Origin of the sequence: Streptomyces sp. NPDC006602 (assembly GCF_042870385.1) — a bacterium.
In the GTDB taxonomy this organism is placed as follows: Bacteria; Actinomycetota; Actinomycetes; order Streptomycetales; family Streptomycetaceae; genus Streptomyces.
In genome coordinates this window covers 709817-721711 of record NZ_JBIAHG010000001.1, presented here as the reverse complement: position 1 = coordinate 721711, position 11895 = coordinate 709817, and the positions used below count along the sequence as shown (strand labels likewise).

Genomic DNA, 11895 nt, shown 5'->3' with positions numbered 1-11895 from the left:
CTTTGGGCGTGCGGGAGTTCATCGTCGAGGCGGACGGCGGGTCACGGGGCAACCCGGGGCCCGCGGGCTACGGATCCGTGGTGGTCGACGCGGCGACGGGGGAGACCCTCGCCGAGGCGGCCGAGTACCTCGGCATCACCACGAACAACGTGGCCGAGTACCGCGGCCTCGTGGCGGGCCTCCGTGCCGCCCACGAACTCGACCCGACCGCCCGGATCCACGTCCGCATGGACTCCAAGCTCGTCGTCGAGCAGATGTCCGGCCGCTGGAAGATCAAGCACCCCGGCATGAAGCCACTGGCGGCGGAGGCGGCGCAGGTGTTTCCGGCTTCCCAGGTGACGTACGAGTGGATCCCCCGGGAGCAGAACAAGCACGCGGACCGGCTGGCCAACGAGGCGATGGACGCGGGCAAGCGGGGGGAGCAGTGGTCGGCCGCGGCATCCACGGCCGAGCTGGACGCGCGCGCGGCGAGGGCGGCGCGTGCGGCGGCTCCTGAGCCGACGGGCCCGCCGGGGGACGCGGCTGCGGGTGCGGCGCGTGCGCGTGCGGCCATGGCGGGCGGGCGGGACACGGCGGCGACCGGCGTGGGTGGGGCGGCGGCGACCGCTGCGGCTGGGACGGCGGCGTCCACTGCGGTCGGGACGGCGGCGTCCGCTGAGGCTTCTTCTTCTCCTTCTTCTTCTCCTACGCCCGGTTCTTCCCGCCGCGGAGCGGCGGAGCCTACGGCGGAGTCTGTCGGCGGCGGAGCCGCGAAGGCCGACGCCGATGTGCGCGCCGCGCGGGCCGTGGCGTCGCCGGGGTGGGGGGCGGCCGACATGGGAGCGCCCGCGACCTTCGTTCTCCTGAGGCACGGGGAGACGCCCCTGACCCCCCAGAAGCGGTTCTCCGGCAGCGGCGGCAGCGATCCGTCCCTCTCCGACGTCGGGCGGGAGCAGGCCGAGAGGGTCGCCGCGGCGCTCGCCCGGCGCGGCACGATTCAGGACATCGTCGTCTCGCCCCTCACCCGCACCCGGGAGACCGCGGCCGCGGTCGCCGCACGCCTCGGCCTCGAGGTGACCGTCGAGGACGGGCTGCGCGAGACCGACTTCGGTGCCTGGGAGGGCCTCACCTTCGGCGAGGTGCGCGAGCGCTTCCCGGACGACCTGACCAAGTGGCTGGCCGACCCGGAGGCCGAACCCACCGGCGGCGGCGAGAGCTTCGCGGCCACCGCCACCCGGATCGCCGCCACCCGGGACAAGCTCGTCGCGGCGTACGCGGGCCGCACGGTCCTGCTGGTGACCCACGTCACGCCGATCAAGACGTTCGTACGGCTCGCCCTCGGCGCCCCGCCCGAGTCCCTGTTCCGCATGGAACTGTCGGCGGCCTCCCTGTCGGCGGTGGCGTACTACGCCGACGGCAACGCCAGCGTCCGGCTCCTCAACGACACGTCCCACCTGCGCTGACGCGGAGGCCCGCCGCCGCGCGGGCCAGCGCCTCGATCCGGGCCCAGTCCCGGTCGGCGATCGCGTCGTCCGGGAGCATCCACGTACCGCCCACACAGCCCACGTTGGGAAGCGCCAGGTACTCGGGCGCGTTGGCCGGACCGATCCCGCCCGTCGGACAGAACCGGGCCTGCGGCAACGGCCCCGCCAGCGACCGCAGATACGCCGTCCCGCCCGCCGCCTGCGCCGGGAAGAACTTCATCTCCCGCACGCCACGCTCCAACAGCGCCACCACCTCGGACGTGGTCGACACCCCCGGCAGAAACGGCACCCCGGACGTGCGCATCGCCTCCAGCAGTACGTCCGTCCAGCCCGGGCTGACCAGAAAACGCGCCCCCGCCGCCACCGACTCCGTCACCTGCTCCGGCGTCAGCACCGTCCCCGCGCCGACCACCGCGTCCGGTACCTCCCCGGCGATCGCCCGGATCGCGTCCAGCCCGGCGGGCGTCCGCAGCGTCACCTCGATCGCGGGCAGCCCGCCGGCGACCAGCGCCCGGGCGAGCGGCACGGCGTCGGAGGCGTCCTCGATGACGACGACGGGCACGACGGGGGCAAGGTCCAGGAGCGAGGGGGCCATGGCCTCATCCTGCCCTCGTCATGCAGCATGCGCAAAGCTCGTTGCACATGCTGCAATACATCTTGGAGCGGCTCAGTGAACCTCGTCCACCAGCACATCCAGCGCCCAAGCCGTCCCCGCCTTGGCGGGCGCCACCGCCTCCACCTCGTACCCGAGGTCCCGCAGCGCCGTCACCAGCTCCGCCGGACCCTTGGGCGCGATCCCGGCCGACAACAGACTCCGGACGATCCGGCCCTTCGTCGCCTTGTTGAAGTGGCTGACGACCTTCCGGGTCGGCGCGTGCAGCACCCGTACCGTCGCCGTCCGCCCGGCGACCTCGCCCTTCGGCTTCCACGCGGCCGCATACGCCGAGGACCGCAGGTCCAGCACCAGCCCGCCCCCGGCCGCCTCGGGAAGCGCCGACGCCATCGGCGTACGCCAGTGCGCGCCCAGCGCCCCGATCCCCGGCAGCCTCACGCCCATCGAGCAGCGGTACGAAGGGATACGGTCGGTCACGCGAACCGCGCCCCACAGCCCGGAGAAGACGAGCAACGATCGCGCGGCGCGCCTCTTCGCGGCAGCGTCCAGGGACGCCAGGCCGAGCGCGTCGTACAGCACACCCGTGTAGATCTCCCCGGCGGGCCGCGCCCCCGCCGTCCGCAGCTCCGCGTTCTTCGCGACCTCGCCCCGCAGCCCCTCGCTCAGCCCGAGCACCGCGCACGCCTTGTCCTCGTCGCCGACACACAGCTCGACCAGCTCGTCGAGCACGGCCGCACGGGCCTCGGTGAGCCCCGGCAGCGACAGCGACTCCAGCTTCAAGGGGGCGCCGCGGCCGGAGGACGCCTTGCCTTCGGAGGGCGGCAGCAGGACAAGCACGGGATCGATCTCCTTCGGTTGAGCTCCGAGACAGCGTACGGCGTGCCACCAGGCGACCATCGCCCTACGCTCGCTGTATGCCCCGCCGCCACATCCGCGTGTCCGGCGCCCCCGAAGCCCCCCTCCGGGCCGCCCTCACCGCACTGCGCACCGAGCTCGGCGTGCCCGAGAGCTTCCCGCCCGAGGTGCTCGCCGAGGCCGAGCAGTCGGCGAAGGCACCCGCCCTGCCTTCGTACGACGCCACCGACCTCCCCCTGTTCACCATCGACCCGCCCGCCTCCATCGACCTGGACCAGGCGATGCACCTGTCCCGGCAGGGCACCGGCTACCGCGTCCGGTACGCCATCGCCGACGTCGCCGCCTTCGTCGTACCAGGCGGTGCCCTGGACGCGGAGGCCCACCGTCGGGTGACCACGCTCTACTTCCCCGACGAGAACGTGCCGCTGCACCCGCCCGTGCTCGGCGAGGGCGCCGCCAGCCTCCTCCCCGGCCAGGTCCGCCCGGCCGCGCTGTGGACGATCGACCTCGACGCGGACGGCCGTACGCTCGCCGTCGACGTCCGCCGGGCCCTCGTCCGCAGCCGGGCCAAGCTCGACTACGCGGGCGTACAGAAGCGGATCGACTCCGGCACGGCCGAGGAGCCGCTCGCGCTCCTCAAGGAGATCGGCGAGCTCAGGGAGGCGCTGGAGGTCGCGCGCGGCGGGATCTCGCTCAACGTGCCCGAGCAGGAGATCGTCGACCGGGACCACACGTACGAGCTGACGTTCCGCGCCCCGCTCCCCGCCGACGGCTGGAACGCGCAGATCTCCCTGCTCACCGGGATGGCGGCGGCGGACCTGATGATCGCGAACGGCACGGGAATCCTCCGCACCCTCCCCGCCGCCCCCGACGGCGCCGTCGGCCGCCTCCGCCGCACCGCCCACGCCCTGCACATCGACTGGCCGCACCACGTCTCGTACGCCCAGCTCGTCCGCTCCCTGGACCCGGACAGCCCGCACCACGCCGCCTTCCTCCAGGAGTGCACGACCCTCCTGCGCGGCGCCGGCTACACACCCTTCCGGGACGGTGCGCTGCCGGACATCACCACGCACGCCGCCGTCGCCGCCCCCTACGCCCACTGCACGGCCCCCTTGCGCCGCCTCGTCGACCGGTACACGTCGGAGATCTGCCTGGCGACCGTTGCCGGCCACGCCCCGCCCGGCTGGGTGCTCGCCTCGCTCGACGTGCTGCGCAAGGAGATGGCCGACGGGGGTCGGCGCGCAGGGGCCGTAGAGCGCGGGTGCGTCGACATCGTCGAGGCCGCGCTGCTCAAGGACCGGGTGGGGGAGGTGTTCGACGGCTGCGTGGTGGACATCGAGGAGCACCAACCCACCATCGGAACCGTGCAGTTGGAGTCCCCGGCGATCATCGCCCGCATCGAGGGCGACGGAGCCCCGCTGCCGCTGGGGGAGCGGCTGCGGGTACGGCTCACGCAGGCGGATCCGGGAGCGGGCGCCCAGGGCACGAAAGTGCTCTTCGCGCCTGCCTGATCGCTCGCACGAGGTCATCGGCTTCGTCGGCGTGGAAGCGGACGAGGTGGATGTCGCGGTTCCGGCCGAGGAAGGTCAAGTGCGGTACAGGCTCGCGGAGTGCGAGCGTGACGGAGGTCTGCGCGCCCACGGCGAGGTCGAGTTCGCCGTCGGCGCGCTGGGGGGTGGCCCGCAGCTCACGGCGTACCACCGAGATCTTCTCCAGCGGTATGCGTAGATCCACATGCACGGCCCGGCGGATCCGCAACGAGCCGGCCTCCAGCACATGCGGACGGACCACGTTCGCGGCGTGCAGCGCGACGACGAAGAAGACGGTGTACACGTCCAGTACCAGCACCACCCGGTGCACGGCCGGGTAGTCACGCAGCAGCACGGACATCGTCAGCGTCTCGACCACGCACACGAACGCGAACCCGAACATCGTCGCGCCCTGCCCGCGGGCGTACCCGAAGGCCCGCCCGCCGTCAGCGGTGCCGTGGGTTCTTCTCGCCGCCCACAGGGCAAGACTCGCGAGCATGCGCAGCTCGTGCAGGACGAGCACGCGCGCGGTCCTCATCTTTTGTCCCCCTCTTTCTCCCCCTCGGTCAGGATCCGGAGCGTCCGTCGGATCGCCTCGGCCTGCGCGGGCGCGAAGTCCGCGTAAAGGGCGCGCAGGAAACTGTCGTCCGGATCGATGCCGGCCGTCGGCATCAGTTCGCGGGGCAGGCAGTCGGCGAGGGCGCGGGCGGCCTCGTCCACTCGTGGGTCGGCCGGGTCGGCGTCGGCGAGCGCGTCGAGCAGCGCGTAGGCGGCATGCGCCCGCTCGGCCCCGTCCGGGGTGGCGAAGGCGCTGCCGACCAGCCCGATCAGCTGCTCCCGCGCCTCCGGAGTCGCCGAGGTGTCGATCAGCGCGAGGATCTCGCGGTCCTTGGCGGCCATGGGCGAGTCGGACACCTGCCCCACCGCGCTGAACAGCGCAGCGAGCTCGGGCGAGACAGGGCCTTCGGCGGGCAGCGAGCCCTGCTGGATGAGACCGCGCAGCCGGGCTCGCTGCTCCCGGATCGCCGCCTCCTGCCGAGCAAGGTCCTCGTCGAGCTCGGTGAGCACCTCCACGAGATCCTTCCCCGCGTCCTCGGCGAGCACGTCCCGCACCTCTGCGAGCCCCAGCCCCAGTTCGGTCAGCCGCCGGATCCGGGCGAGCACGACGGCATGCCGCAGCGTGTAGTCCCGATAGCCGTTGCCGAGCCGCTCGGGCTCCGGCAGCAGGCCCAGGTGGTGGTAGTGCCGCACGGTCCGCGTCGTGACGCCCACGGCCGCGGCGAGTTCTCCGATCCGCATGGGACCAGTACAAACGCTGACGCTGCGGCAGGGTCAAGGACGCGGGCCGGTGCCTGACGTGGGCGGCGGTCCTGTGCCACGATCGAGGGAACGGTTCCCGATCTCACGGACAGGTGATCAGCCGATGCCCCAGTCTGGCGAGCGACCGAAGGAGGGGCGTGACATGACTGCCATGGCCCATGAGCCGCTCACGCAGGAAGAGGTCCTGCTGGAGGGGTTCCTCGCCTTGGACACCCCGGAGGGCTTCCGGGCGGAGCTGATCGAAGGGGAGATCGTTGTGACGCCGCCGCCGGACGGGGATCACGAGGACTACATCGGCCTGATCGTGGACGAGGTGATCAGGAAGTCGCGAATCCGTATGCAGTTCTCCGGGAACAAGGGGCTGAAGCTACCGAGTGGAGGCGGCTGCCCCAAGAACCATGTGATCCCCGACGGTACCTTCGCGCCCAGGGAGCTGAGGCTCTACCGGGGCGCCGATCCCTGGATGCCCTGCGACGGCGTCGCCATGGTATTGGAGGTGACGTCCACCAAGCCCCAGGCCGACCGCGAGGCCAAACGCCGCTGCTACGCCCGCGGCGGCATCCCTCTCTACCTGCTGGCCGACCGCGACACCTCCCAGGTCACGCTCTTCAGCGATCCGGAGAAGGACGACTACCGCCAGCACTGCACCCTCCCCTTCGGTAAACCCCTTGCCCTCCCCGACCCCTTCGCCTTCGAGCTGGAAACGACGGATTTTCTCTGAGCCGCCCGGCGTTACACCCTCAGAGCAGAAGGGGGTGCGAGGTGGGCGTAAGAGAACAGGCACTGTGGACCAGGGCACGCCTCGGCCGCTGCGGCCCCCCGCTCGACCTGCTCACCGCCCGCTTCGACCGACACGTCTACGCCTCGCACACGCACGAGCAGTTCACCATCGGCGTCTGCGTCGGCGGCTCCGAGGTCATCGACTACCGGGGCGACCACCTCCGCCCCGGCCCGGGCTCCATCGTCGTACTGGCCCCCGGCGAAATGCACACCGGCCGCCCCGCAGCCTCCGACGGCGGCTACGCCTACCGCGCCCTGTACCCCGACCCCGCCCTCCTCACCGAAGGCAGCCTCGGCGGCGGCCTCCCGTACTTCCGCGAGCCGCTCCTCGACGACCCCGAACTCGCCACCGCGCTCCGCCGCGCCCACACCGAACTCAGCGCCTGCCCCGACCCGTTGGAGGCCGAGTCCCGCCTCCCGTGGCTACTGACGGCCCTCGCCCGCCGCCACTCCACGGCCCGCGCGGCAAGCGACACGGTTCCCGGTGCCGCCCACATCGCCCACGCGGTACGCGACCGCCTCGCCGACGAGCTCCTGGAGCCCCCCTCCCTCGCCCTTCTCGCCGACGAGCTGGGCCTGTCCCGCTACCAACTCCTCCGAGCCTTCCGTACGACGATGGGGATACCCCCGTACGCCTGGCTGGCGCAGCACCGGGTGCACCGGGCCCGCGGACTGCTGGACTCCGGACTGAAGCCGGCCGAGGTCGCGAGCCTGGTGGGCTTCGCCGACCAGGCGCACCTGACCCGCTGGTTCCGGCGGGTCCTCGGGGTCACCCCGGCGGCGTACCGCAACAGCGTTCAAGACGGCCGCCGCTGACGTGGCGAACATGGCCGCATGACTGCACGCGGCTGGTTCTTGTTCTCCCTGATGGGAGTGGTCTGGGGCATCCCCTACCTGCTGATCAAGGTGGCGGTGGACGCCCCGCTCTCCCCATCGATGGTGGTGTTCACCCGCTGCGCGCTGGGCGCCGTACTGCTGATGCCCTTCGCGATACGGCAGGGCGGCCTGCCCGCCACCGTTCGGACCCACTGGCGCCCGATGCTGGCCTTCGCGTGCATCGAGATCATCGGCCCCTGGTGGACCCTGACCGACGCGGAACGCCACCTGTCCAGCTCCACGGCGGGCCTCCTCATCGCCGGCGTCCCGATCGTAGGAGTGGCCCTGGCCCGCTCCTTCGGCGACACGGAGCGCTTGGGGATACGCCGGATGACCGGCCTGGGCCTGGGCCTGGCCGGCGTCGGAGTCCTCACGGTCCCGCACCTGACGGGCGGGGATGCCCGCTCCCTGGCCGAGGTGTTGGTGACGGTGATCGGCTACGCAACGGCCCCCCTGATCGCCGCGCGCTACCTGAAGAACATCCCGACTCTCCAGCTCATCGCCCCCTGCCTGGTCCTCGCGGCCCTGGTCTACGCCCCCGCGGCGGCCGTGACCTGGCCGGCCGAGCTGCCCTCCGGCGAGGTCCTGGCCGCGCTGGCCGCCCTGGGTGCGGTCTGCACCGCGGTCGCCTTCGTGGCCTTCCTGGAGCTGATCAAGGAGGCGGGCCCGACCAGGGCGACGGTCTTCACCTACGTCAATCCGGCGGTAGCGGTGGCAGCGGGCGCGATCTTCCTGGACGAGCGGCTGACGGCGGGCATCGTGGCGGCGTTCACGCTGATCCTGGCGGGCTCGGTACTGGCGACGGCCTCTGGTCCGTCCCCCGGCACCCGCCCGGTAACATGGTCGACACGGCAGACGAGTCGGGCGGACGGCCGCGTGAAGTCCCTCAAGGGGCTTCCCGAGGAACGTCCGGGCTCCACAGGGCAGGGTGATGGCTAACGGCCACCCGGGGTGACCCGCGGGAAAGTGCCACAGAAAACAAACCGCCGGGGACCGCAAGGCCCTCGGTAAGGGTGAAACGGTGGTGTAAGAGACCACCAGTGCCCAGGGCGACCTGGGCAGCTAGGTAAACCCCACCCGGAGCAAGGTCAAAAGGAGCCGCCGTAAAAAGCGGCTCTGCGCGGACGTTCGAGGGCTGCCCGCCCGAGTCCGCGGGTAGACCGCACGAGGCCGGCGGCAACGCCGGCCCTAGATGGATGGCCGTCTCCCCGGCCGCCGCGAGGCGACTGGGCGACAGAACCCGGCGTACAGCCCGACTCGTCTGCCATCGGGGCTCTGACCTGGTCTTATGGCCCGGTCGGGGCCCTTTGTCGTGTCTGGGCACATCCCGCTTCTACCTGGGAGTTCCTGGGAGTTCCCGTGGAAGTGTGCACGCGTTGTGCACTGGGACGGGGTGCCGGGCGGTGGACTCGATGAGTGATGTCACCGGGCCTCAGGAGGGAACTGCGGGGAGCCGGGGTTTCGATCTGGATGCGTGGATCCGGCCTCTCTGCGCTCTGATCGTGGCCGGGGTCGCTGCCTACGCGTCGTATGTTCACCAGCGGGAGTTCGCGCTGCAGGGTGGGGCGGACGAGATCAGCGCGTCGTTGTGGCCGCTGTCCGTGGACGGCCTCCTGCTCCTGGCCACGGTCGGCCTGCTGAAGCCCCCTGGATCCAGCTCACGCCGGGCGCGGGGCTCCGTGTGGTCGGCGTTTCTGCTGGGGATCGTGGTCTCGCTGGCCGCGAACATCGCGGCGGCGCCGGCTCTGGCATGGAAGCCGGTGCTGGTCGCGGGGTGGCCTCCGGTGGCGCTGCTGTTGTCGGTGGAGCTTTTGGTGCACCGGCCGGTTGACCGGATCGTGGAGGCTGCTGACGACCTGGGAGGGGGGAGCGGTACCGGGAAAAGTAGGCGCCGGAACGTAGTCGAGGATCCGTTGCTGGCGCGGGCTCACACGATTGATGCCCGGCATCGGGAAGTGCATCAGAGGCCCGCATCGGCTGAGACCCTGCGGAAGGCACGCGTTCCTGGCCCGGCTTATCTGGACCAGTGTGCGATCGACCGGCTCACCGCGCGGATCGAGGAGGCGATGGCCCCCTTTCGCCCAGCCCTCGACCTGCTCGACACCATCCCCGGGCTCAACCAGGCAGTCGCCGAGGTGATCATCGCGGAGACCGGCGGCGACATGAGCCGGTTCACCTCCGCCAAACATCTCGCCTCCTGGGCGGGTGTCTGCCCCGGCCACCACGAGTCCGCCGGCCGCACCAGAACCACCAAGGTCCGCCCCGGCAACCCCCGCCCATCTACACCGCGCGCCGCACCGTGTCCGTCGTTCCCCTCGCACTCTGCTGCCGCGATCTGCATGTCCACTGCGACGCAGCGAGCTCCGACCCTCATCGGCGAACCATGCCCCCGTCCGGCTCCCGAGACGAGATATCGATGTACGAGAACCGCCGGGCCACAGGCGAAGACCGCCAGATGGCCCGCGAACGCCGAAGACGCTCGCCCGCAATCGCGCGGGAGCGCTCGCAATGCCCGCATCTCCCGGTCCAGTTGAGAGGCTGCCCCGGCCTGATCACGGAGAGAGTGACAGCCGCGGTTCGCACCCGGGCCCGACGGGGAGACGCACCGGGTCGTCGACGTGCGGGGTGTGTCGTACGACGGGCCGGGCATCGCCCGCACCCGGTTCAGCAGCCCCATGCGTCCCGCCGTGATGCCCAGCGCGGTGGCAGGTCCCGGGGATGCGGGTCAGCCGATGGCGATGCGGGGGTGGGCGGACGGGGTGATCCAGCCCATGATCCGGTCCATGGTGGCCCGGGGCACGGAGACGCAGCCCGCCGTGGCACCGCTGCCGTTGACGTGGAGGAAGATACCGGCGCCGCGGCCGGGAGTGGCGGGCCACCGGTTGAAGTTGATGACGAGCGCCTTGGCGTACTGCGTGGGGTAGTTGACCAGGTGCTCGCTGCCGCGGTCGCCGGCCTCGGTGAGCGGGAAGTCCGCTACCTGCTCGCCGTGCATGGAGTTGTAGAACTTCGACTCGGGGTCCTCCACCCACCAGTCGTCGCCCGTGACGACGTGGTACGGCATGGCGGTGCCGCCCGCCTCGACGCCGAAGCCCTCGGTGATCGTGTAGGTGCCGGTGGGGGTGGTGTAGGTGGCCTGCCGGCGGGTCGCCCCGTTGGACCCGACGCGGGCCGCGGCGGTGCTGAACTGCGCCTTCCAGCCTGAGGATTGCTTGGCCCAGGCGGTGACGGTGGCCTAGGAGCCGCTGGCCTTCACGGTGATCAGCTGGGTGGCGTCGCCCACCTCGACCGGCACCGGGAAGTCGGGCGCGGCGGGGGCCGCGTCCGCGCCGCCGGATCCGCTCCCTGCGGCGCTGTCCGAGCCGCTGGTCTCCTTCGCGGCACCGACCGACGCGGAGGTGGACGCCGGGTCCGACGCCGAACCGTGGTGTGAGGCGGACGGACTGACGGATGCGGAGGCACTGGGCGACGCGGAGCCGGAGGCACCGGTAAGCCTCCCCTCCGGCGTTGGGGGCACCTCGACCGAGTCCGCGGCCGCCGCCTGTCGGTCGTCGGGCCCGCCACAGGCGGACGTCACCGCCAGCACACCGAGGGTGGCGGTGGCGATCAGGACCTGGCGGGGGACAGCGCGCACGCTGAGCCCCTTGCAGAGGGGGCGGGTCGGGTGAGGTGGCCACGGTGGCGAGGCTCGCCGCGTGTCATGGCGCGGCGGCGGGACCGTGCGGACGCGTGCCGCACGGCCTGGGAGATGCCACGTGGAACCGGCCCTGGGTTGTAACGTGGCCAAACCAGCGTCAACCAAAGCCATAAAGGGGGCCGTCAGGAGCAAGTCGCCCCAACGGGACTGCTCACGTTCGGGGCAGGGTGCCCGAGCAGGTGGCGCGGCCGAACGTGCCGGTGGCGGTGGCGCTTTGGACGTGCTTGCCGCGGATGGCTAGGGCGCAGCGGGCCTGGCCGCCCTTCTCGCCGAGGACGATGCTGACGACCGGGTCCTTGCCGAGCGGGACGTTGACCGTCTTGCGCCATGGCAGGGTGGCCGCCGTGACGACGACGGCCTCTCCTGAAGTGCTGCGGGCCTGGTAGGTGATGTCGGCGGTGCCCTTGCCTGTCACTTCGTACGTCACCGCGGCGGTGGGGGTGCGGTGTTCCGGTTTTTTGTCGCCCTCGCCCGGGTTGAGCACGCCGTAGAGGACGAGGCCGCCGCAGGCGGCCAGGGCGGCGCCGGCGATGAGGAGCGCGGTGTGGTCGCCGGTCGGTTTTCTCAGTTTTTCGATATCCGTTTCCGCCGCTTCGAGTTCCTGGGTTTTGGTGCTCATAGGCGAACCCCCTCGACATTCAGAACATTGTCCGTCGGGTGCTTATACACGATGCCGTTCGTCGATGGCCAGCGAGCGGAAATATCGGACACTCGGCTGCCCCTGTTTGAGGTCAACTGTCCGCTAAGTCTTGACACTTGACA

Annotated in this window: 10 protein-coding genes, 1 other RNA gene and 4 pseudogenes; 8 read left to right on the top strand and 7 right to left on the bottom strand. The window is 71.6% G+C overall.

Annotation, left to right across the window (positions count from 1 at the left end; genetic code table 11):
• Positions 1-8 precede the first annotated feature (8 nt).
• Positions 9-1442: a bifunctional RNase H/acid phosphatase gene (locus tag ACFYO2_RS03305; protein WP_388343294.1), complete on the top strand. Its 1434-nt coding sequence runs from the start codon at positions 9-11 to the stop codon at positions 1440-1442.
• On the opposite strand, the gene ACFYO2_RS03300 is transcribed toward ACFYO2_RS03305, so the two are convergent.
• Positions 1417-2058 carry a bifunctional 4-hydroxy-2-oxoglutarate aldolase/2-dehydro-3-deoxy-phosphogluconate aldolase gene (locus ACFYO2_RS03300; RefSeq protein WP_388343291.1) on the bottom strand — a complete coding sequence of 214 codons (642 nt, stop codon included), beginning with the start codon at positions 2056-2058 and terminating at the stop codon, positions 1417-1419. The two genes, ACFYO2_RS03305 and ACFYO2_RS03300, sit on opposite strands and share 26 nt — an antisense overlap.
• A gap of 72 nt (positions 2059-2130) precedes the next feature.
• Positions 2131-2913: a peroxide stress protein YaaA gene (gene yaaA / locus ACFYO2_RS03295; RefSeq protein WP_388343288.1), complete on the bottom strand. Its 783-nt coding sequence runs from the start codon at positions 2911-2913 to the stop codon at positions 2131-2133.
• A 77-nt stretch (positions 2914-2990) separates the two neighbouring features.
• On the opposite strand from yaaA, the gene ACFYO2_RS03290 reads away from it, so the two are divergent.
• Positions 2991-4442 (top strand): RNB domain-containing ribonuclease, encoded by a 1452-nt coding sequence (locus ACFYO2_RS03290; RefSeq protein ID WP_388343285.1) that lies wholly within the window; start codon positions 2991-2993, stop codon positions 4440-4442.
• Here the strand turns inward: ACFYO2_RS03290 and ACFYO2_RS03285 are convergent.
• Positions 4381-4998 (bottom strand): hypothetical protein, encoded by a 618-nt coding sequence (locus ACFYO2_RS03285; protein ID WP_388343282.1) that lies wholly within the window; start codon positions 4996-4998, stop codon positions 4381-4383. The two genes, ACFYO2_RS03290 and ACFYO2_RS03285, sit on opposite strands and share 62 nt — an antisense overlap.
• Complete coding sequence (locus ACFYO2_RS03280) at positions 4995-5759, bottom strand: MerR family transcriptional regulator (protein ID WP_388343279.1); 765 nt, start codon at positions 5757-5759, stop codon at positions 4995-4997. Before ACFYO2_RS03280 ends, ACFYO2_RS03285 begins: the two co-directional genes overlap by 4 nt.
• Before the next feature lie 163 nt (positions 5760-5922).
• On the opposite strand from ACFYO2_RS03280, the gene ACFYO2_RS03275 reads away from it, so the two are divergent.
• The 6 genes and pseudogenes from ACFYO2_RS03275 to ACFYO2_RS03250 form a co-directional block, all read left to right on the top strand.
• Entirely contained in the window at positions 5923-6501 is a 579-nt protein-coding gene (locus ACFYO2_RS03275) for a Uma2 family endonuclease (RefSeq protein ID WP_388343276.1), read from the top strand.
• A 41-nt stretch (positions 6502-6542) separates the two neighbouring features.
• On the top strand, positions 6543-7376 hold the full coding sequence (locus tag ACFYO2_RS03270; RefSeq protein ID WP_388343273.1) for an AraC family transcriptional regulator: 834 nt from the start codon (positions 6543-6545) through the stop codon (positions 7374-7376).
• 18 nt (positions 7377-7394) lie between these two features.
• A pseudogene (locus ACFYO2_RS03265) lies at positions 7395-8177 on the top strand (DMT family transporter); the annotation flags it as partial.
• A gap of 115 nt (positions 8178-8292) precedes the next feature.
• Positions 8293-8700: RNase P RNA component class A (gene rnpB / locus ACFYO2_RS03260), an RNA gene on the top strand.
• A 148-nt stretch (positions 8701-8848) separates the two neighbouring features.
• Positions 8849-9217, top strand: a pseudogene (locus ACFYO2_RS03255) (DUF2637 domain-containing protein); the annotation flags it as partial.
• Positions 9218-9469: 252 nt separating this feature from the next.
• Positions 9470-9706, top strand: a pseudogene (locus ACFYO2_RS03250) (transposase); the annotation flags it as partial.
• A 455-nt stretch (positions 9707-10161) separates the two neighbouring features.
• On the opposite strand, the pseudogene ACFYO2_RS03245 reads toward ACFYO2_RS03250, so the two are convergent.
• The 3 genes and pseudogenes from ACFYO2_RS03245 to ACFYO2_RS03235 all read right to left on the bottom strand — a co-directional run.
• Positions 10162-10548: pseudogene (locus ACFYO2_RS03245) on the bottom strand (L,D-transpeptidase family protein); the annotation flags it as partial.
• Between the two features lie 123 nt (positions 10549-10671).
• Positions 10672-11070, bottom strand: a complete 399-nt coding sequence (locus tag ACFYO2_RS03240; protein WP_388343271.1) for a hypothetical protein — start codon at positions 11068-11070, stop codon at positions 10672-10674.
• Between the two features lie 214 nt (positions 11071-11284).
• Positions 11285-11752 (bottom strand): hypothetical protein, encoded by a 468-nt coding sequence (locus tag ACFYO2_RS03235; protein ID WP_388343267.1) that lies wholly within the window; start codon positions 11750-11752, stop codon positions 11285-11287.
• Positions 11753-11895 lie beyond the last annotated feature (143 nt).

Coding starts and splice junctions, on each gene's coding strand:
- ACFYO2_RS03300 (WP_388343291.1), bottom strand. CDS start 2,058: ATGGCCCCCTCGCTCCTGGACCTTGCCCCCGTCGTGCCCGTCGTCGTC.
- ACFYO2_RS03290 (WP_388343285.1), top strand. CDS start 2,991: ATGCCCCGCCGCCACATCCGCGTGTCCGGCGCCCCCGAAGCCCCCCTC.
- ACFYO2_RS03285 (WP_388343282.1), bottom strand. CDS start 4,998: ATGAGGACCGCGCGCGTGCTCGTCCTGCACGAGCTGCGCATGCTCGCG.
- ACFYO2_RS03280 (WP_388343279.1), bottom strand. CDS start 5,759: ATGCGGATCGGAGAACTCGCCGCGGCCGTGGGCGTCACGACGCGGACC.
- ACFYO2_RS03275 (WP_388343276.1), top strand. CDS start 5,923: ATGACTGCCATGGCCCATGAGCCGCTCACGCAGGAAGAGGTCCTGCTG.
- ACFYO2_RS03235 (WP_388343267.1), bottom strand. CDS start 11,752: ATGAGCACCAAAACCCAGGAACTCGAAGCGGCGGAAACGGATATCGAA.